The sequence below is a fragment of the Pseudocitrobacter sp. 73 genome, assembly GCF_008369545.1.
Lineage (GTDB): Bacteria > Pseudomonadota > Gammaproteobacteria > Enterobacterales > Enterobacteriaceae > Pseudocitrobacter > Pseudocitrobacter vendiensis.
The window spans coordinates 135,431-155,534 of the sequence record NZ_VTZO01000004.1 but is presented as its reverse complement, the minus strand read 5'-3'; the positions used below and the strand labels follow the sequence as shown (position 1 = coordinate 155,534).

At 53.1% G+C, this 20,104-nt stretch carries 21 protein-coding genes and 1 tRNA gene; 14 read left to right on the top strand and 8 right to left on the bottom strand.

The genetic code is table 11. The annotated features are described in order from the left end of the window. Position 1: 1 nt before the first annotated feature. Together aroC and prmB are read right to left on the bottom strand one after the other, a co-directional pair. Positions 2–1,087, bottom strand: a complete 1,086-nt coding sequence (gene aroC / locus F0Q32_RS03390) for a chorismate synthase (RefSeq protein ID WP_149461972.1) — start codon at positions 1,085–1,087, stop codon at positions 2–4. 39 nt (positions 1,088–1,126) lie between these two features. Next, a complete protein-coding gene (gene prmB / locus F0Q32_RS03385; RefSeq protein WP_041686401.1) occupies positions 1,127–2,059 on the bottom strand; it encodes a 50S ribosomal protein L3 N(5)-glutamine methyltransferase in 933 nt (310 codons plus the stop codon). A 164-nt stretch (positions 2,060–2,223) separates the two neighbouring features. Here prmB and smrB point away from each other — a divergent pair, with 164 nt between their 5' ends. Further along, complete coding sequence (gene smrB, locus F0Q32_RS03380) at positions 2,224–2,775, top strand: endonuclease SmrB (protein WP_149461971.1); 552 nt, start codon at positions 2,224–2,226, stop codon at positions 2,773–2,775. An 86-nt stretch (positions 2,776–2,861) separates the two neighbouring features. On the opposite strand, the gene sixA is transcribed toward smrB, so the two are convergent. The 4 genes from sixA to F0Q32_RS03360 form a co-directional block, all read right to left on the bottom strand. After that, the gene (gene sixA / locus F0Q32_RS03375; protein ID WP_149461970.1) at positions 2,862–3,347 is read right to left on the bottom strand and encodes a phosphohistidine phosphatase SixA; all 486 of its coding nucleotides are present in this window, start codon (positions 3,345–3,347) and stop codon (positions 2,862–2,864) included. A gap of 209 nt (positions 3,348–3,556) precedes the next feature. Then, entirely contained in the window at positions 3,557–5,707 is a 2,151-nt protein-coding gene (gene fadJ, locus F0Q32_RS03370; protein WP_149461969.1) for a fatty acid oxidation complex subunit alpha FadJ, read from the bottom strand. Next, complete coding sequence (gene fadI, locus F0Q32_RS03365; RefSeq protein ID WP_149461968.1) at positions 5,707–7,017, bottom strand: acetyl-CoA C-acyltransferase FadI; 1,311 nt, start codon at positions 7,015–7,017, stop codon at positions 5,707–5,709. Before fadI ends, fadJ begins: the two co-directional genes overlap by 1 nt. Positions 7,018–7,179: 162 nt before the next feature. Continuing rightward, positions 7,180–7,464: a YfcZ/YiiS family protein gene (locus F0Q32_RS03360; RefSeq protein WP_149461967.1), complete on the bottom strand. Its 285-nt coding sequence runs from the start codon at positions 7,462–7,464 to the stop codon at positions 7,180–7,182. Between the two features lie 372 nt (positions 7,465–7,836). Between F0Q32_RS03360 and fadL the strand changes: the two genes are divergently transcribed. Continuing rightward, positions 7,837–9,156, top strand: coding sequence for a long-chain fatty acid transporter FadL (gene fadL, locus F0Q32_RS03355; RefSeq protein ID WP_188016822.1), 1,320 nt, complete (start codon positions 7,837–7,839; stop codon positions 9,154–9,156). 63 nt (positions 9,157–9,219) lie between these two features. Here the strand turns inward: fadL and mlaA are convergent, their stop codons facing one another. Then, a complete protein-coding gene (gene mlaA / locus F0Q32_RS03350) occupies positions 9,220–9,975 on the bottom strand; it encodes a phospholipid-binding lipoprotein MlaA (protein ID WP_149461965.1) in 756 nt (251 codons plus the stop codon). A 413-nt stretch (positions 9,976–10,388) separates the two neighbouring features. On the opposite strand from mlaA, the gene F0Q32_RS03345 reads away from it, so the two are divergent. The 5 genes from F0Q32_RS03345 to F0Q32_RS03325 all read left to right on the top strand — a co-directional run bounded on the left by F0Q32_RS03345 (position 10,389) and on the right by F0Q32_RS03325 (position 14,157). Then, on the top strand, positions 10,389–11,318 hold the full coding sequence (locus tag F0Q32_RS03345) for a formate/nitrite transporter family protein (RefSeq protein WP_149461964.1): 930 nt from the start codon (positions 10,389–10,391) through the stop codon (positions 11,316–11,318). Positions 11,319–11,393: 75 nt separating this feature from the next. Further along, positions 11,394–11,465: transfer RNA gene (locus F0Q32_RS03340), tRNA-Arg, on the top strand. Between the two features lie 190 nt (positions 11,466–11,655). Next, positions 11,656–12,930 (top strand): integrase arm-type DNA-binding domain-containing protein, encoded by a 1,275-nt coding sequence (locus F0Q32_RS03335; RefSeq protein WP_149461963.1) that lies wholly within the window; start codon positions 11,656–11,658, stop codon positions 12,928–12,930. Between the two features lie 30 nt (positions 12,931–12,960). Continuing rightward, positions 12,961–13,842: a hypothetical protein gene (locus F0Q32_RS03330; RefSeq protein WP_149461962.1), complete on the top strand. Its 882-nt coding sequence runs from the start codon at positions 12,961–12,963 to the stop codon at positions 13,840–13,842. A gap of 102 nt (positions 13,843–13,944) precedes the next feature. After that, a complete protein-coding gene (locus F0Q32_RS03325; protein WP_149461961.1) occupies positions 13,945–14,157 on the top strand; it encodes an AlpA family transcriptional regulator in 213 nt (70 codons plus the stop codon). A gap of 48 nt (positions 14,158–14,205) precedes the next feature. Here F0Q32_RS03325 and F0Q32_RS03320 read toward each other — a convergent pair whose 3' ends face one another. Continuing rightward, positions 14,206–14,385: a hypothetical protein gene (locus tag F0Q32_RS03320; RefSeq protein ID WP_014071213.1), complete on the bottom strand. Its 180-nt coding sequence runs from the start codon at positions 14,383–14,385 to the stop codon at positions 14,206–14,208. A 131-nt stretch (positions 14,386–14,516) separates the two neighbouring features. On the opposite strand from F0Q32_RS03320, the gene F0Q32_RS03315 reads away from it, so the two are divergent. The 7 genes from F0Q32_RS03315 to F0Q32_RS03285 all read left to right on the top strand — a co-directional run bounded on the left by F0Q32_RS03315 (position 14,517) and on the right by F0Q32_RS03285 (position 20,102). Further along, a complete protein-coding gene (locus F0Q32_RS03315; RefSeq protein ID WP_001118612.1) occupies positions 14,517–14,693 on the top strand; it encodes a host cell division inhibitor Icd-like protein in 177 nt (58 codons plus the stop codon). Continuing rightward, complete coding sequence (locus F0Q32_RS03310) at positions 14,686–15,045, top strand: hypothetical protein (RefSeq protein ID WP_149461960.1); 360 nt, start codon at positions 14,686–14,688, stop codon at positions 15,043–15,045. The genes F0Q32_RS03315 and F0Q32_RS03310 overlap by 8 nt, the downstream gene beginning before the upstream one ends. Positions 15,046–15,076: 31 nt before the next feature. Beyond that, on the top strand, positions 15,077–15,361 hold the full coding sequence (locus F0Q32_RS03305; RefSeq protein ID WP_149461959.1) for a hypothetical protein: 285 nt from the start codon (positions 15,077–15,079) through the stop codon (positions 15,359–15,361). Then, positions 15,358–15,741, top strand: a complete 384-nt coding sequence (locus F0Q32_RS03300) for a DUF5375 family protein (protein ID WP_149461958.1) — start codon at positions 15,358–15,360, stop codon at positions 15,739–15,741. Before F0Q32_RS03305 ends, F0Q32_RS03300 begins: the two co-directional genes overlap by 4 nt. Continuing rightward, positions 15,738–18,410, top strand: a complete 2,673-nt coding sequence (locus F0Q32_RS03295) for a TOPRIM and DUF927 domain-containing protein (RefSeq protein ID WP_149461957.1) — start codon at positions 15,738–15,740, stop codon at positions 18,408–18,410. Before F0Q32_RS03300 ends, F0Q32_RS03295 begins: the two co-directional genes overlap by 4 nt. A 400-nt stretch (positions 18,411–18,810) precedes the next feature. Beyond that, positions 18,811–19,554 (top strand): septation initiation protein, encoded by a 744-nt coding sequence (locus tag F0Q32_RS03290; RefSeq protein ID WP_149461956.1) that lies wholly within the window; start codon positions 18,811–18,813, stop codon positions 19,552–19,554. Next, a complete protein-coding gene (locus tag F0Q32_RS03285; protein ID WP_149461955.1) occupies positions 19,551–20,102 on the top strand; it encodes a phage polarity suppression protein in 552 nt (183 codons plus the stop codon). Before F0Q32_RS03290 ends, F0Q32_RS03285 begins: the two co-directional genes overlap by 4 nt. Positions 20,103–20,104 lie beyond the last annotated feature (2 nt).

Genomic DNA, 20,104 nt, shown 5'->3' with positions numbered 1-20,104 from the left:
ATTACCAGCGTGGAAGAGTGGTCGTCACATCGGCGTTTTGCGCGCGCTGACGCATAAAGTGATCCATCAGAACAATGGCCAGCATCGCTTCCGCGATAGGCACCGCGCGAATACCCACACACGGATCGTGACGGCCTTTGGTGATCATCTCGACTTCTTCACCAAAGCGGTTGAGCGTTTTACCCGGCACGGTAATGCTGGAAGTCGGTTTCAGGGCGATGTTCGCGACGATCTGCTGACCGCTACTGATCCCCCCCAGAATGCCGCCTGCATGGTTACTCTGGAAACCGTTTTTGGTAATTTCGTCGCGGTTTTCACTGCCACGCAGTTTCACCACCTCAAAACCATCGCCGATTTCCACGCCTTTCACCGCGTTAATGCTCATCAGTGCGTGCGCGATATCGGCATCCAGGCGGTCAAAGACCGGCTCGCCAAAGCCAGCAGGCACGCCGTCAGCAACCACGGTGACTTTTGCGCCGATGGAATCGCCCTCTTTTTTCAGGCCACGCATCAGTTCATCCAGCGCGTCGATTTTATCCGGATCCGGGCAGAAGAACGGGTTCTGCTCAACTTGATCCCAGTCTTTAATCGCCAGCGGAATCTCGCCCATTTGCGTCAGGCACGCGCGGATTTGAATACCGAATTTTGTCGCGAGGAATTTTTTGGCAATGGCGCCCGCCGCCACGCGCATCGCGGTTTCACGAGCAGAAGAACGGCCACCGCCGCGATAGTCGCGCAGACCATATTTCTGTTCATAGGTGTAATCAGCATGCCCTGGACGGAACACATCTTTGATAGCGCCGTAATCCTGCGAGCGCTGATCGGTATTTTCAATCAGCAGGCCAATGCTGGTACCGGTGGTCACGCCTTCAAATACGCCAGAGAGAATTTTCACCTGGTCCGGCTCGCGGCGCTGGGTGGTGTAGCGCGAGGTGCCTGGGCGACGACGGTCGAGGTCGTGCTGCAAATCGGCTTCCGTTAACGGGATGCCTGGCGGCACGCCATCGACAATACAGCCAAGTGCCAGACCATGCGACTCACCGAAGGTGGTTACGCGAAAGAGTTGTCCAATTGTATTTCCTGCCATCACGGCTCCGCTGTCGTTGTTGTGTTGTTGCGTGCTGGATTAATCTTTGTAAATCGCGAAATGATCGCGGGCAGCCACCAGCTGCGCTTTGGTCAGCATGAAGACGCCGTCACCGCCGTTATCAAACTCCAGCCAGGTAAACGGTACGTCCGGGTACTGGTCCATGAGATGCACCATGCTGTTGCCAACTTCACAAATCAGCACGCCATCGTCCGCAAGGTAATCCGGCGCGCAGGCCAGAATGCGGCGCGTCAGCTTCAGCCCATCCGTACCCGACGCGAGGCCCAGCTCTGGCTCGAAACGGTATTCGCTCGGCAGATCGGACATGTCTTCAGCATCGACATACGGCGGGTTAGTGACGATTAAATCGTACTGCAACTGCGGCAGGTCACGGAAGAGGTCTGAGCGAATCGGCGTGACGTTGTGGATCATGCCGTGTTCTTCAATATTTTGTTCGGCGACGGCCAGGGCATCCAGCGAAATATCCACGGCGTCTACTTCCGCTTCGGGGAAGGCATAGGCGCTGGCAATCGCGATACAGCCGCTGCCGGTGCACATATCGAGGATGTGCTGCGGCTGATGATTGATAAGCCCGGCGAACTTATTGTTGATTAATTCGCCAATCGGCGAACGCGGCACCAGCACGCGTTCGTCGACATAAAATTCATGGCCGCAGAACCAGGCTTTATTGGTCAGATACGCAACCGGAATACGCTCGTTGACGCGGCGAATCACGCGCTCGACGATGCGATGCTTTTCACTGGAGGTCAGGCGCGCGCTGCGCATGTCTTCCGGGATATCCAGCGGCAGATAGAGTGAAGGCAAAACCAGCTGTACGGCTTCATCCCACGGGTTATCGGTGCCGTGGCCGTACCAGATGTTCGCCGCGCTAAAACGGCTCACCGCCCAGCGCAGCATGTCCTGAATGGTTTGCAGCTCATTGACCGCTTCATCGACAAAAATCTTATCCACATTATTCTCCAGGGCATGCGTCGGGGTAAATTCGGCGGCTAGTTTGCCACGAAGACGCCGATAAATCAGCATTCTTGCGCAGGCGACAGGGGAAAAAACCGTTTTCACTGCCAACCGCCGCATTCAGAAGGTAAACTAACGGAAATGCCAGATGAGAAGAATCGATGAAAAAGAAAGCATCACTTAGCGAGGAGGATCAGGCGCTGTTTCAGCAACTGATGACGGGGACGCGCAAAATTAAGCAGGACACCATTGTCCATCGCCCGTTACGTAAGAAAGTGAGTGAAGTGCCGGTGAAACGGCTGATTCAGGAGCAGGTGGACAACAGCCACTATTTTTCCGACGAGTTTCAACCGCTGCTAAATACTGAAGGGCCGGTAAGGTACGTGCGTGAAGGCGTCAGCCATTTCGAACTGAAAAAACTGCGCCGTGGCGATTACTCCCCGGAGCTGTTTCTGGATTTGCACGGGTTGACGCAGCAGCAGGCCAAACAAGAACTGGGCGCGCTGATTGCCGCCTGCCGCCGCGAACATGTGTTTTGCGCCTGCGTGATGCACGGGCACGGAAAGCATATTCTTAAACAACAAACGCCGCTGTGGCTGGCGCAGCATCCGCACGTCATGGCATTTCATCAGGCATCGAAAGAGTATGGCGGAGACGCCGCACTGCTGGTGCTGATTGAAGTGGAAGAGTGGCTACCGCCGGAGTTGCCGTAGGCGCAAAGCGTTGCCGGATGGCGACTCGGGTATACCTGTAGGCCGGATAATCGCAAGCGCCATCCGGCACAACATCAGGCAGGATCTTAAATCGCTTTCGCCATTTTCAGATTGCAGGGGCTCATTTGCCATTTGAAAACGCCCAGCCCGTCAGCTTCCAGCGTGACGCAGGCGATTGCAGAGGTGGTGAACATTGGCGGCGTTTCGCCAGGGCAGAGTTCAGAGACCAGGTAGCCAACCAGTGGCAGATGGGATATCACCAGCACGGACGCGACCCCCTCGTTCGCCAGCGCTTGCAGATACGCGCCGACGAGGCCGATATCGCCGCATGGTGTCAGTTCAGGCAGCACTTCGACATCTTCAGGCAGGTGCATGCACTCCCCTACCACATCAAGAGTCTGCTCCGCACGCAGGAACGGGCTAACCAGAACACGTTCAATATCCACTTTTTGGCCTTTCAGCCAGGTTGCCATCTGACGAGATTCATCACAACCACATCCCGTAAGAGGACGAACCGAGTCACTGGCTGCTTCAAGAGCAGCGTCGCCGTGACGCATAATAAAAACTTGCATATTGCACCGCTTTTGTTAAACAGAAGCACCGATCAATATCGCAGGCAACGAGACCTGCGATGTTTCGGTAGCCGGGCATTGTGCCTGATCCATCCAATGAATGAAACGCTGTCTTTTACCTTAATGGCGTAAGTATAGTCAATCTTTGTTTACAAAATAACCAAGGCTGACCCGAACAACGTCATTCGCCGAAAGATATACCTTTGACCTCAAGCCTGTAAGCCAGTTTCCACGGGAGACCAAAAAGTTTCTCCCCGCTCTGCCATGGCGACTAAAGCCTCACATGGCGTAAAACGTGGACCGTACTGCGTCGTCAGTCGTTGCAATCTGGCAACCACTTCACCCGCGCCCAGTGAATCCATATAACGGAACGGGCCACCTAAGAACGGTGGAAAACCAATGCCAAATACAGCGCCAATGTCACCATCGCGCGCGCTGCGGATCACGCGTTCATCAAAGCAGCGCGCCGCTTCGTTGAGCATGAGCAACACGCAGCGTTCGGCTATCTGTTGCGGCGAAAGCTGGCTGTTACGCGACGCCATTCCCGGCAGCGAATAAATCGCGCTATCCGGTTGTTTCTTGCTTGTACGCCCTTTTGCACCATAAAGATAGAATCCACGACCGTTTTTTCTGCCTTTGCGATCGTCGTTCAAAATCGCTGAAATAAGGGTTGCAGGGGCGCTGAAACGATCCCCATACGCCGCTTCCAGCACCGGCATAATTTTGGTGCCTGTATCAATTCCCACCTCATCCAAAAGCTGGATGGGCCCAACGGGGAAACCGAACTTAACCAGCGCATTATCAATATCTTCGATGCGCTCGCCGTCAGTCAGCATACGCATCGCCTCGTTGATGTACGGCGCTAAAATACGGTTTACATAAAACCCAGCGCGATCGGCCACCACAATCGGCATTTTCCCCTGTTTCTTCGCAAGCTTAACGGTGGTGGCGATAGTCTGCTCAGAGGTTGATGCGTGTGGGATAACCTCCACCAGCGGCATTTTTTCGACCGGGCTGAAAAAATGCAGGCCGATGACCTGTTCAGGCCGTTGCGCCTGAGCGGCTATATCGCCAATTGGCAGCGATGACGTATTCGACGCAAAGACAGTATGCGGCGCGCACTGCTGCTCAATTTCACTGACCATTTTCTGTTTTAGCGCCAAATCTTCAAATACCGCTTCAATCACCAAATCCCGATGCGCAAACCCGCGATAATCGGTCGTTCCGGAAATCAATGCCAGTTGGTTGTCACGCTCGTTAGGCTTGATATGGCGGCGGCGCACCTTGTTATCAAGCAGCTCCCAACTGTACTTCAGCGCGTGGTTAATGCCTTTCGCATGGATGTCTTTGATACGTACAGGAAGTTTACCTTTGGTCGCGGTCACGAAGGCGATCCCCCCGCCCATCAGACCGCCGCCTAAGATCCCCACCGCACGCAATGGTCCGGGCTCAACGCTGGCCCCCGGATCTTTTTTGATCTCGGTACTGGCGAAGAAAATATGCCGCAGCGCTTTAGACTGCGAGGTCATCGCCAGCTCGCCAAATGCGCGTGCTTCCGCGTCATAACCGCTGCTGGTACCTTGCGCCAGCCCGGTTTCAATCACTTCCAGAATCCTTTTGGTCGCCGGATAGTTACCGTGCGTTTTCTGCTCGGTTTTCTTTCCGGCAAGCGTAAACAGAATATTGCGCCCCAGGGGGCCTGCGAGAACGCGCTCTTTTACCGGCAGATGGCGTGAGCGTGACGGCGCTTGCTTTGCCAGCTCCACCGCGGCATCCAGCAAAATCGTCTGCGGCACCACATCATCCACCAGCCCAACCTTCAGCGCCTGACGCGCGCGCAACTGCTTACCTGTCAGAATCATATCCAGCGCCGTACTCACACCAATCAGACGCGGCAATCGTTGGGTGCCGCCCGAGCCCGGCAGAAGACCAAGCTGCACCTCCGGTAACCCAAGCATGGTTTTCGGATCGTCAGAACAGATACGCCCATGACAGGCCAGCGCCAGTTCCAGCCCGCCGCCCAGACAGGCACCATGAATCGCGGCGATCACCGGAATCGATAAACCATTCAGCTCCGCCATGATCTGCTGCCCCTGCCGCGCGAGCCCTTCGGCTTCCTGTGCGCTGGCGCAGTTGCCAATCATGTTGATATCGGCCCCGGCAATAAAGTTGTCAGGCTTGGCAGAGATTATCACTACGCCCTGAAGCGCTTTATTGTCGCGAATTTGCTTGAGGATAGCCCGCACCTGCGTGCCAAACTCCGCCTTCAGGGTGTTCATTTTTTCGTCCGGCACATCAATGGTAATTATGGCGACGTTATCCGGGCGAACGGTGAGAGAAAATGCGGATATTGTCGTCATTATTCAGCCTCCAGTACCATTGCCGCGCCCAAACCGCCCGCCGCGCAGGCGGTGACCAGGCCAAAACCGCCTCCCCGGCGACGCAACTCATTAAGCGTTTGCGTGATCATTCGCGCGCCTGTGGCGGCAAAGGGGTGCCCATAGGCAATCGACCCACCCAACACATTGAATTTGCTTTCGTCAACCTCACCGGTGGCCTGAGCACGCCCCAGCACGTCGCGGGCAAACCTATCGCTTGCGAGGCACTGAATGTTCGCCAGCGTTTGTGCGGCAAACGCTTCGTGCATATCAAACAAGGTTAAATCGGCGAGGGTGAGCCCCGCGCGATCGAGCGCCAGCGGCGTGGCCCATGCCGGGCCGAGCAGCATATCCTGCTGCACCCCAATGGCGGTAAATGCGTAGCTGCGCAGATAGCCCAGCGGCGTTAAGCCCAGCTCGCGGGCGCGCGATTCGGTCATTAACATCACCGCCGCCGCGCCATCGGTCAGCGGCGTGCTGTTCGCCGCAGTTACCGAGCCATGTTTGCGGTCAAAGGCCGGGCGCAGTTTGGCGTAATCCGCCAGCGTCGAACTACCGCGTATGTTGTTGTCCTGCTCAAATGGGTCGCGAAACGGTGGCGCATAGGCCGTCATCACTTCATCCGTCAGTTTGCCTTCCGCCCACGCCTGTGCTGCCAGTTGATGCGAGCGATGCGCCAGCGCATCCTGTTGTTCACGGGAGATATGGTACGTTTTTGCCATCTGTTCAGCCGTGTCGCCCATCCGCAGGCCAGTAGAATACTCCGCCACCGCCGGGGGAACCGGCATCAGGTCGCGCAGCTTTAAGCGGGAAAAGAGTTTCAGACGTTGCCCCAACGTGCGCGCTTTATTGGCATCCACCAGGGTCCGCGCCAGCTTTTTACTGACGCCAATCGGCAGCACTGAAGAGGAATCCGCCCCACCCGCAATCCCCGCGCGAATCGTTCCGGCCATCAGACTTTCCGCTACGTTGGCGACCGCCTGAAAACTGGTGGCGCAGGCACGACTGACGCTATAGGCGTCCGTGCGCACGTTCATCCCCGTACCGAGGACGATTTCGCGGGCAATATTGGGCGCTTCTGGCATCTGAACAACCTGGCCGAAAACCAGCTGTTCGATAATTTCAGGGGGAATTTCGCTACGCGCCAGCATTTCGCTCACAACCATCTTGCCGAGATCAATCGCCGGTACACCGTGAAAGGCGGTGGCCTGACGGGCAAATGGGGTACGTAAACCACTGACAATGGCAATGCGATCGCCCTGACGGGTGATAAGCGGTAGTGCCTGACTCATAAAACTCCCCTGTTAAAAGATAAACCTAAAGTGGTCTGACCTGATAACAGTCTTAACTAATTTTTTACATTAAGCCAATGAGGGAGAGAGAAAAATGGGAGCTAAAACACACTGAAGGAGGAAAAGAAAACGCCCCTGCATCGCAGAGGCGTTTAGAAGGGATTAACGCAGACCCAGTTGGAAGATCAGCGTTTCTGCTTCGCAGGCAAAAACAAAATCGATATCCATCTGTACGCCGCCCTCTACGTCTTTGAAGACTGGGGTGATGACGCACGGATCGGATTCAACGCCGCGCGCGCGTTCAGTCAGCGCAGCGAGGGTTTCTTCAGCTTCAGAGCGAGTTGCAAAAACGCGGCTATAGGAGGCTGTGCAATCGGAGTTGTCCATGATGGTGCCAACATCCATACAGCAGCAAACCGGGGTTTCATCAGCACTGCATTTACTCATTGTAGATTTCCTCTGTATATGCACACGAAGGTGCCAGATAAACGATGACGTTATTTTACGCTCCCCGGAAAGCTCCCTCCAGTTGTTAATTATGCCAATTGAGATAAGTGACCGAAATCACACTTAAAAATGATCTAAAACAAAATTCACCCAAACAGATGAAGCGCGACCTCACCAAATTTGCTAACCAGATCCCGTTTCGGTGATCATATATGTAAAATTCAAGAAACAATATTGCAACATCATATCTGGTCAGACCTATACTCTCGTCACTGGTCTGATTTCTCTGACGTAGTCCAGCCCCTACACTTCGCGCTTCTGTTACTACATGTAACATTTTTTGTATAAAAATAACTCAATGAGGTTATGGTCATGAGCCAGAAAACCCGGTTTACAAAGTCTGCTCTCGCAGTCGCAGTGGCACTTGTTTCCACCCACGCCTGGTCTGCAGGCTTCCAGCTTAATGAGTTTTCTTCCTCTGGTCTGGGCCGCGCCTATTCCGGTGAAGGTGCCATCGCTGACGACGCAGGTAACGCCAGCCGTAACCCCGCGCTGATTATGATGTTTGATCGCCCGACGTTTTCTGCCGGTGCGGTTTATATTGACCCGGATGTGAACGTTTCAGGCCGTTCGCCTACCGGCAACAGTCTCAAAGCGGATAACATTGCACCTACCGCATGGGTGCCTAACATTCACTTTGTTATGCCTATCAATGATCAGTTTGGTTGGGGCGCTTCTGTCACCTCCAACTATGGTCTGGCGACTGAATTTAACGATACCTATGCCGCTGGCGCATACGGTGGCACGACTGACCTCGAAACGATGAACCTGAACCTGAGCGGCGCTTATCGTTTGAGCCCTCAATGGAGCTTCGGCGCGGGCTTTAACGCCGTTTACGCGCGTGCAAAAATCGACCGTTATGCAGGTGATTTGGGCCAAATCGTTGCTGGATCGGGTGCGCTTCCTCCGGCTCTGGCAGGCCAGGTAAGCCAGATCCCGGCTAATACCAAAATTGCTCACCTGAAGGGTGATGAGTGGGGCTTTGGCTGGAATGCCGGTATTCTGTTCGAGCTGGATAAGAACAACCGTTACGGCTTAACCTATCGTTCTGAAGTGAAAATCGACTTTGATGGCGATTATAAGAGCGACCTGCCGTCCGCATATAACCAAATCCTCGGTAATTTCGGCCTTCCGGCAGGTACCAATGGCAGCACCACCAACGGTTCTCTGACGCTGAACCTGCCTGAAATGTGGGAAATCTCCGGTTACAACCGTGTGGCTCCGCAATGGGCTATCCACTATAGCGCAACCTACACCAGCTGGAGCCAGTTCGAAGAACTGAAGGCCACCAACAGCAGCGGCACGCTGTTCCAGAAAGACGAGAACTTCAAAGACGCATGGCGCCTGGCGCTGGGTACCACCTATTACTACGACGATAACTGGACCTTCCGTACCGGTATCGCCTTCGATGATAGCCCGGTTCCGTCTAACTACCGTTCTATCTCTATTCCGGATCAAGACCGCCTGTGGCTGAGCGCCGGTACGACCTATGCGCTTAACGAAGATGCGTCTGTTGATGTGGGCGTATCCTACATGCACGGACAAAGCGTTAAATTCCAGGAAGGCCCGTACACCTTTAAATCCGAAGGTAAAGCCTGGCTGTTCGGTACCAACTTCAACTACCGCTTCTAAGTTTTACCCCAATAAAAAAGGTGAGCCTCAGTGCTCACCTTTTCTTTATCTATACTCTGCGATTTATTCAGAATCGATATCTTTTAAATCATCCTGAATCGCCTGGGCGTTCGGGTTTTCTTCCGGTTTTAGCTTACCGCCATTGGCGATAAAGTCGTGGCGCTGGAAGTAGGCTTCACGCACCAGAATGTACGGGTCGGAAGACTGGCGCAGCAGGCCATCGGAGTCGAGCAACTGGGCTCGTGTTTCCACGCCTTCCACCGCCCATTTACCGATAGACATCGGCCAGGTCAGCCAGGAGAGCACCGGATACAGCGTATCGGCCATATCGCCGCCCTCATCACGCAGGGTGAAACTTCCATAGAACGGCAGTTGCATGTACGGGCCGTAACCCACGCCATAGTGCCCCAGCGTACTGCCGAAGCGATGCGGTTCTACACGTTGCAGTTTCGGGTTTGCCATACCGGCCACATCAATAAAGCCGCCCATCCCCAGAATAGTGTTCAGGAAGAATCGCGTGAAGTGCACCATCCCCTGGTACGGGTCGCCCTGCAGGAAATAGTTGGCCATCACCGCAGGTTCTTCCAGGTTGCTGGTGAAGTTGCCAAGGCCGGTACGTGCGGGCTGAGGTACATAGTCGCGCCACGCAACAGCCACCGGACGCAGCACATAAGGGTCCAGCACGTTAAAGTTGAAGTTGTACATCGAGCGGTTAAAACCTTCCAGAGGGTCTGACCGCCCTTGCTGTTCAGTGCCGGAACTCGCACAACCGACAAGCAGTGTGGTGCCCAGCGCAACCGCCGACAGGCGAAGCTTCATAAGTGTCTCCCTGTTAATTATGGCTATCGCTGATTGCCATCCATGACGGAACTCATCGGGTCCGCCTGTTTAGGTGTGAGCGATTCTAACAGCACGTCGAATGATGTCTATACACATCATCCTTCAAGCTGCCTCTGCGTTGGCTGCGTTCCCTCACCCCAGTCACGTACTTATGTACGCTCCTGGGGATTCGCTCGCTTGCCGCCTTGATGCAACTTGAATGATTTTGTGTCTATATTCGCGGTCTCGTTGTTTTGATTTTAGCCTGGTAACCGCCGTATCGTGGGTTTCTATTCTAGCGAAGTTACTGACATTAAACGTTACCATTCTTGCCATTTCAGAATAAGTCCCGACATGACTGTTACAAAAGCCGCTACGCTTTAACAGGTTTGTGTACAGAAAAGGACAACACGATGGATAACCTCAAAGACGACAAAATTGACGATAACAGCGATGAGCTGGAAGTCGAAAGTGAAGAGAAACAAAGTGGTAAGAAGATAGAAATAGATGAGGACCGTCTCCCCTCACGCGCAATGGCTATCCACGAGCATATCCGCCAGGACGGCGAAAAAGAGCTGGAGCGTGACGCGATGGCGCTGCTGTGGTCTGCCATCGCCGCCGGGCTTTCAATGGGGGCATCGCTGCTGGCAAAAGGCATCTTTCATGTACAGCTGGACGGCGTGCCCGGTGGTTTTCTGCTGGAGAATCTCGGCTACACCTTCGGCTTTATTATTGTCATCATGGCGCGCCAGCAGCTTTTTACCGAGAACACCGTCACGGCAGTATTACCGGTCATGCAAAACCCGACATCCGGTAATTTTGGCCTGTTGATGCGTCTGTGGGGCATTGTGCTTTTAGGTAACCTGTTGGGTACCGGTGTAGCGGCTTGGGCGTTCGAGTATATGCCGATATTTGATGAAGAGACGCGAGATGCGTTTGTTAAAATCGGTATGGATGTGATGAAAAACAGTCCCACCGAGATGTTTGCCAATGCGATTATCTCCGGCTGGCTGATAGCCACAATGGTCTGGATGTTCCCTGCGGCAGGTGCAGCGAAAATCGTGGTCATTATTCTGATGACGTGGCTTATCGCACTCGGCGACACCACCCACATCGTGGTCGGTTCGGTTGAGATCCTCTATCTGGTCTTCAACGGCACCGTACACTGGAGCGAATTCTTCTGGCCTTTCGCCCTACCAACACTTGCCGGTAACATCTGCGGCGGCACCTTTATCTTCGCGCTGATGAGCCACGCGCAAATTCGCAATGACATGAGTAACAAGCGCAAGGAAGAGGCGAAGCAGCGCGCTGAACAGGAAAAAATGTCGAAAAAACAGCATTAAATGGCGATGCTTTGAGCAGTTAAGCGGCACGAGACTTACCCGGCAGGGCAAAAAACGCTATACTCGTGCTGCTTTGCCCCCTTAGTTAAATGGATATAACGAGCCCCTCCTAAGGGCTAGTTGCAGGTTCGATTCCTGCAGGGGACAATCTGAAGTTCTTTCACACCATTTCAAATCATTACACAAAACCTCTCAAACCCAGCAATTTAGCGCCATTCAGGCCAAATTTTCATTTCAGGTCACTTCATGACATTACATCACTCTGATGGTATCTTTGATGGTATTCGTCGGTTCGATATCCCGATACCATCAACATTCTTTCAGAGGCCTACTGCACATGGCTTTAAACGAGCTGTCACCTAAAAAAATTGAGAACGCCAAGCCTAAGGATGCTGACTACAAACTTACAGATGGTGGAAGCCTTTATCTGTTAGTTAAAAAGAATGGAACCAAGGCGTGGAGAATGAATTACCGCTTTAATGGTAAACAAGCTACGTTAGCATTAGGGGTTTACCCAGATGTTCCGCTTGCAACAGCGCGAAAGCGTCGTGACGAAGCCAGACAACTACTGGCTGATGGTCGTGATCCGCGCGAAGCAAAAAGGTCAGAAAAGGTCGAACCGACCTCCCCCACATTCGAGAAAGTAGCCAGAGAGTGGCACAGTGGAACGATGGGACATCCTGAATGGAAAGAAATTACCCGCGCCAAAATTCTACGGGAAATGGAAAATCATCTGTTACCGGCTATAGGTTCAAAGCCCATTGATACGCTCAAAACCCGTGACCTTCTTCCACTGTTGATTGATATGACCAATCAGGGGATTGGTGCGAGCACAGGACGTGTTAAAACCACTATGGGAAGTATCTTTCGTTATGCCGTCCAACGTGGGATCGTCGATTACAATCCAGCCCACGATCTGAAAGGCGCGATTACCAATCCCAAAGTACGGCATCGCCCTGCCCTACCGCTCGAACGTTTACCGGAGCTGATGACAAGAGCGGTAAATTACACCGGCAGACCATTAACCCGACTGGCGGTTCTCTTTTCCTTACACACTTTCGTGCGTTCCAGCGAACTGCGCCATGCCAGGTGGGAAGAGATCGACATTGAAAACGGTCTTTGGACAATACCAGGGCAGCGGGAAAAGATCGATGGGGTAAAATACTCAGATCGTGGTGCCAAGATGGGCGCGGTACATTACGTCCCGCTTTCCACCCAGGCTATTAAGCTACTGGAAGATATCCAAAAGATCAGTGGTGAATATTTGCTTATATTCCCTGGTGACAGCAATCCTTACAAGCCAATGAGTGAGAACACAGTAAATAAGGCTCTGCGAACGATGGGTTACGATACTCAGGCTGATGTATGCCTGCATGGCTTCCGCGCAATGGCCTGTTCTGCTCTGACTGAATCAGGACTTTGGTCACGTGATGCGGTTGAGCGGCAAATGAGCCATCAAGAAAGAAATGAAGTGCGGGCAGCATATGTCCATCTTGCGCAGCACATGCAAGAACGCCGCAGAATGATGCAATGGTGGTCTAATTATCTGGAACTAAATAAGGACGAATTTCATGCTCCTTATGACTTATCAGATATTAATATTATCAATTAAATATTCTTATAATTTAAAATAGAGGTCATAATGCAGCATTCAACAGAGCATGAAACTATATTCTTAGGAAATCTATGGATCGACAAAAAAATACCACCATTAGAATATTGTTCATTTGAACGCGCTTCCAGACTATTAGAATGCGAGGTTGATGATTTATTACACCTATACGAAATAGGTGTTTTTAATATTGCATTCAAGTCGGATGGGCTTGCAGTTAGATTTAATGTTAATTTCCTTAATAACAATCAGTTAATTGAAACTGATTTAATTCACCCCGTATTAACTAATCAATCACTTGAGATGGAATTATCAACTATATGGTATGATCTTAAAAATGAATCCTTTGAACATTTTGAAAATGGATTTCAAATTATAGGATTTGCCTGTGGTATTTGGTACGCCGATGATATGATAAGTGACATAAAAAATGGATTAGCTATAGATCCAGATTATGAATTCAGACTTAAACCGATTAAAATACGAGATAATGTTTTAATGGCAACGGCCACATATGAAGGAAATAAGGACATTGATATTCCATTTGAAGATCTTCTTATCATGCGAAGAGATTTAGAGTTAATATGGAAATCAGTAAAAACTGGAATTCCTATGCCGAATTTACTTACGAAAAGAATTTCATCTGAACCTAAAATTCTCAAGCGAGTAAATAATACTGCTGAACATCATGCAAAAAATAGGGAGGGGTTATTAAATGCAGCAATATATATATTGGCAAAATACCCAAGCGAATGTCGTGGTGAAAGAAAAGAGATAAGTCCTGAAAAATGGACTAACTCCATAATTAAACATTTAGGAGAGTTACCTCCTATCTTTATTACTAATGAACAAGAAATTTTAAGAAAATTACGATTAGCGGTTAATCATGCGGGATTTAAAAAAAAGGGGTAGACTAAAACAATCTACAGGTAGAGTTGATTACACTACCTTCACAGCCTTTTGATAGCCCCATAGTATCTGCCGTGTTCATTACATAACACGGCAGGTAATTTCATGACATTAAAAACTTATCCTACCACCGGACATGCCCGCCCACGAGCTACTGCTGAATTTTTGCAAATAAGCACGGTTACTCTCTGGCGCTGGGAAAAGAACAATCCTGAGTTTCCCAAATCTACACGTATTTCAAAACGAGTATCTGTTTACGATGCACAAGAAATTAGGCAGTGGGTTAAGGCTCAGTCAGCGGGAATAAAGGAAATATAATGAAAAATTTAACTAAATTGGGGAGAAAAAACCTCCCCAAATAATTAATCAATTTTTTGGCTCTAAGCCTCGACTTTGTAACTCTTTACGAAGAATTCGTTTTATCCAGGCGGCGAGCGATTCATCACCATCCTGCTGCTGTGCCTGTTCCATCAATTCACGCAGTTCAGGATCAAGTCGGAACTGGAATGGTGGATTACCACGTCTTTCGCTTTTGTGTGTTGACACGTCAATTACACCCGTTGTAATGTGTTTATGTGTAATTACACATTACACACAAGAAAACTAAATAGCAACGCCTCAGAGTGTTTGCAGCACTACCGAGGCGTCTGACCAATCCGCTATATGAGGCAACGAAGATGGCTAAACAGAAGTGTACCTGGTTATTTGCGGCGATCAACCGCAGTCAGCGCAATGCCCGTCCTGTGATGTTAAGGATCACTGCAGATAACGAGCGGTCAGCGCGGCGCAGACTTGCCCCAGACTATGTGCTGAGCTTTGCAGGTCGCATTCCCTGCGGAGGTGAACATGCGTGATTATCCGCAACCCGGCGAACGCTGGCAGCATGAACGTGGCTGGACCGTCACGATTATCAGATTAATTGAAGCCTCGCCCTCCGTGGCGCTGGTTAACCCTGAGTTCAGCTGTGAAGTGCTGATTCGTCATGACAGCGACAACCAGCTTTCTTCCTGCCCTCTGGCATGGTTTAAACAGCGGTATACGCGCCTGTTTGATGCGCCGCTCTTTAAACCTTCACCAGCTCCGGCAGGCGGTAGTGGCTCCGGCCCGCTGACACTGCATCCGTCTGTGGTGTTTACCCGCTGGCGGGAGCGCAGCATACGGCGTTCTGCTGAACCTGACGACAAACACTATTCAAAGTTTCTCTGACAAAACACCGCTGAAAACGGAGTAATCCACGATGAATATTTCAAACGGGCACAACGGTGCTCAGGGCCGCGCTTTGCCTGAAAAACACAATAGTGGTGCTTTTGCCTATGGGTTGTCAGAGGAAAGTTTCGGGAAGCTGACCCGCGCCCGAAATGCCTGCGACATGCTCCAGCTTCTCTTTTCTGAATACCCGTCGCAGGGCGGAATGATGAATGCGGACTGTACGCCGGGCGTCGCCGCGCTGATGGAGTACCTGCGGGCAGATTTAACGGATATTGCGCACAGCTGCGCACTGATTGAAGGAGGTGCTGAATGAACCAGCCGCAGGTTTCCATTTTCCCGGCAGAAATGACCACCGCACTGTACCGGCGGGCGATTGCATCGGCATGGCGGCAGAAAATGCTGACCGAAACCGGCAGCAATCGGTGTGGTCCGCACAGCCTGACGGTTGAGCGTATTGAAATGGCCATTGCCCTGCATATTGAGTGCGCACTGATTAACGAGTACGGCGAAGCACAGGGCGCCGCTGTCGCGCTGGCACTGCTGACTGACATGCTGGAGCCGTCACTGCTGACCGCGCCGCCGGTGCTGACCGTGCGCGGCTGTGAAGTGATGGCGGAGCTGTACCGCACGCTTCCGGCGGCCTTTGATGACTTCTGCAGCACGGGTGCGGCGCTGTATCAGGGGGAAGTATGACAACACAAAAAGTTTCACAGGTTGCGGAGGCTGCACAGGGGAAATGGCCCGTTATTCTGCAGATGCTGCGTATTGATGTACCTGAAAACGGCAGGCACGGTCCCTGCCCGAAATGTGGGGGCAAGGATCGTTTTCGCCTCGATGACCTTGACGGGCGCGGGACGTGGATTTGCAGCCAGTGCGGCAATGGTGACGGTCTGGATCTGGTTAAGCTCATGACCGGTTACGGTGTCAGAAAGGCTGCGCAGGAGGTGGCGCAGGTGCTTAATGTGCCGGATATGCAGGAGCTGCCCGTTAAGCCCGCCAGGCAAAAAGCCCCTAAACGCGATATGAGCCTTACCGTGGCGGCGCTGATGAAAGAGAGCCACACGGGAGAAAGCCCCTATCTGACCGGGAAAGGGTTTGCCGGATACCCGGCCTCCCTGACCGGGAGCGTGCAGCATATCAGCGGTAAGGATTTTCCTGCCGGTTCCCTGCTGTTACCGCTCACGACCAACGCCGGAGCCGTGACCGGTGCGCAGCTTATCGCCCCGGCGGGTGAAAAAAGCATACTGCCCGGCAGCACGATGAAAGGCGCGTTTGTGGCGCTCAGCCCGTTACCGTCTGAACCGCCGGTACAGGTGGTGATTGCCGAAGGTTACGCCACGGCGCTGACGGTAAGCCAGCTCACCGCCGGATGCGTTGTGGCGGCCATATCGGCGGGCAACCTGCCTAACGTGGCGCAGTCGCTGCGGGCACGCTGGCCGGAGGTCAAAATTATCATCGCCGGTGATAACGATTTTCAGGACGGGGGCGAAAACCCGGGCAGAACCTTTGCTGAACGGGCGGCAAAAGCCGTTGGCGGCTGGATGACGCTGCCACCGGGAGAGATTAAGGCCGACTGGAATGATTTCCATCGGGAGCACGGTATTACCCGTGCCCGTGAAGCCTTTCGCAACGGTCTGGTGCTGTGCGGGGAGGGCCGCACGCAACTGCCGCACGGGTTCCGTCTAACCCAGGAATATCTCTGGTATGAAAAACAGGTACAGCGCAACGGTGAGACGGAGATCCAGAACGTTAAAATATGCAACCCGCTGCGCGTAACGGCAATCACCTGCGATGCTGATGGCGGTAACTTCGGGCGACTGCTGGAGTGGGAAGATACGTGGGGAGAGCGCCGCCGTTGGGCGATGCCGATGGAAATGCTCAGTGGCAGCGGTGAGGAGCTGCGCCGGGTACTGCTGGTTAACGGGTTGTCTTATATCAGCACCACTGGTGAGGCCCGCGCCCGCCTGATGGAATATATCTCTCTGTGTAAACCAGAACGCCGCGTGACCTGCGTCAGCCGGACTGGCTGGCATGGTCAGGTTTACGTCCTGCAGGATGAGGTCAGCGGTGAAGGTGCAGAGGGTGTCATTCTCCAGACCACTTCCGTGCAGGGGCGCGATTTCCGTGTGTCAGGTACAACGGAGGAATGGCGGGAACACGTTTCCCGCTACTGCACCGGCAACTCCCGCGTGGCGTTTGCCGTGAGTCTGGCCTTTGCTGCACCCCTGTTACGGCTGGTTGGTATGGACGGCGGCGGCTACCACCTCAAGGGGGAATCGACGGACGGTAAGACCACCACCATGAAAGCGGCAACTTCCGTCTGCGGGGGGCCTGACTACTGGCAGACGTGGCGGGCAACCGGCAACGCGCTGGAGGGATGCGCCAGCCGCCGCAACGATGCCGCCATGATGCTCGATGAGATCCGGGAGGTGGACGGACGCGAGGCAGGCAATATCGCCTACATGCTGGCAAACGGTCAGGGCAAGGGCCGTGCCGGTACGGACGGTGAGCTGCGCACCCGTAAGCAGTGGCGGCTGCTGTTCTTTTCAACCGGCGAGCTGTCACTGACTGAACATGCGGCAAAAGCCGGTGAGCGTACTTTTGCCGGGATGGAAGTCAGGATGATCCAGATCCCCAGCGATTCCGGAAAATTTGGCGTATTTGAGGAGCTGCACGGCTTCGACAGCGGCAAGGCACTGGCAGAACATCTGGAATGGGCTACGTCCAGCTACTACGGTTCGCCGTTCCGGGAGTGGCTGAAAGCCCTGACCGCTGACCTTAACGGGCTGACGGCACAGGCAAAGTCACTGATGAAGGAATATACCGCCGCCCTGACCCCGAAAGATGCGGGCAATCAGGTGGGCCGGGCAGTGAACCGCTTTGCACTGGTGGCGATGGCGGGCGAGCTGGCAACCCGCCTGGGTATCACCGGCTGGCCTGAGGGGGAAGCCCTGCGGGCAACCCGCGTCTGCCTGAACGCATGGCTGAAAGATCGCGGGCACACCGCCAACCAGGAAGATATTGCCGCACTGGAGCAGGTTCGCAGTTTCTTTACCGCGAATCAGTACAGCCGCTTTGCGGACTGGCACGACGAGCGCAACCGCCCCGGCAATATGGTGGGCTGGCGCAGGGTGGAGAAAGGGAGTACCGCGCAGGGCACGGAAGCCATCACCACGTTCTACGTCATGCCGTCCGGCTGGAAAGAAATCTGCCGGGGATTTGACCCGCGCAAGGTGGCGCGTTTATGCGCGGATCGTGGATATCTGCTGCCTTCTGCCGACGGAAAGCTCCAGACAACCGTTCGCCCTCCAGAGATGAATCCCCGCAGGCTCTATGTCTTCAACAGCGAGGTGCCGGGTTAAGGCTTTGCGTGAGTCTTATTTATTGAGGGTAACAGGTGAAACAGGTGGAACAACCTTATTTTACAAGGGCTGAAACTGTTCCACCTTCTGAAATAGTGAGGTGGAACAGGTGGAACACCAGCCGATCCGCTGTTCCACCTTGTTACCTGCGATGTTCCACCTGTGCTGTGCATATAAATGTTTTACAAAACAATGCTGTAACACATGTTTCACCTGTTCCACCGCATCCGGGACATAAAGCAGGATGAAACAGAGGCATTTTTATCTGGCTGGCTGTCATAGCCGCGTCTGAATAACCGCAGACGCCCGTTGTGCCAGCCATCACACACTGAGCGCCAATAGTGCGCTTGTGTCAGCCACGACACAATTGACGTAACGAACCAACCTGACAGGAGAAGTCATGAACAACACCGCAGAGAATACCAGCCTTTCCAATTTTCCGGCTGTAACGCAGCGGGCACTGGAAACCATGAACACAGCCAGAAACGCATGGCTTGAAGCACGTCGTAAGCAGAAAGCGGCAGCGGATAATATTGCGACAATCCGCCAGCGCCGCGCTGAAATGGAAGCCTCGACGAACGCGCTGAATGAGAAGTGGCGCACGCTGTTTCGTGACAGTCAGGGCGTAGTCTCAAAGGAAATGAAAAAACTGCGCACGGAAATTGCGCTGGGACGTGAAACCCTTGAGGATTTTGATGAATTACTGGCTGCGCATGAAAAGGAAGCCGCTTTTTTACCGCAGGAAGCCGGGAAATTAGCCGGGCAGTATATCAGCGCGCACAACACCCTTGTGGAAATTCGCGCAAAGCAAATCTGGGAAGACTTCATGCAGTCGCATGGTAAGGCGTTAATCCAGACACTGAGCCTGCTCAAAACCACAATGGGGCGGGAAGCCAGTGCCGTTGTGGGTGTGGTGAATTCAGTTAATGACCCGGACACAGTACTGAAAGACTTTATTCACAAACATATCACCAGACCGGCTCTTACTAACGCTGCGATGCCGGAACAGGACCCGGTGTTCAGACTGGCGGGCATTGTGCCGGATTATGCGGCTCGTCTGGATTTCAGTAATCAACCCTCTCCGGCAGCTATTCATAAAATGAAGGTTCGTCAGGAACGGGCTGAGAAGGAGAAATCAGTATGACGGCCCGGGCCACTCCTGCGCAGGCGCTTACCAGTTTTCGAAACGCCCGTATTCTGTGGGCTGGACATAGTGAGAGCCGAAAAGCCGCTGAACGACAGATAGAATCTCTCCTCACTGCCACGGAAAAACCAGCAGATTATGCCCGACAACTCGGGTTACTGCGGGAACGACTGGATGTGCTGAAATGGCAGATTAACTGCGCTGCGCGTGAGTGTATGTACTCGCAGCATCTGCTGATGGAGGCCTGCACAGAAGACGCTCTCAGCAGTTTTATGCAGGCGAATGGAGCAGCCCTGACATCTGCACTGGCTCCGTTTCTTAATGGGCGCGGAGGGGTTGACGTTGCGTCCCGTATGTTACGCAGTGCCCTGGTTCGACAGCTGGCAATAACACCGCCTGAAATCGCCGGGGATTATCGTGAGATTCTGGATGAATCCGGTGTGATGCCTGACCCTGTGATGGTTCGTGACTGTCAGGGTACTTACACCCCGGCACAACATCTGCGCTTTCAGCAACGCCTGAATGACATTAACGATATGCAGGAGTGATA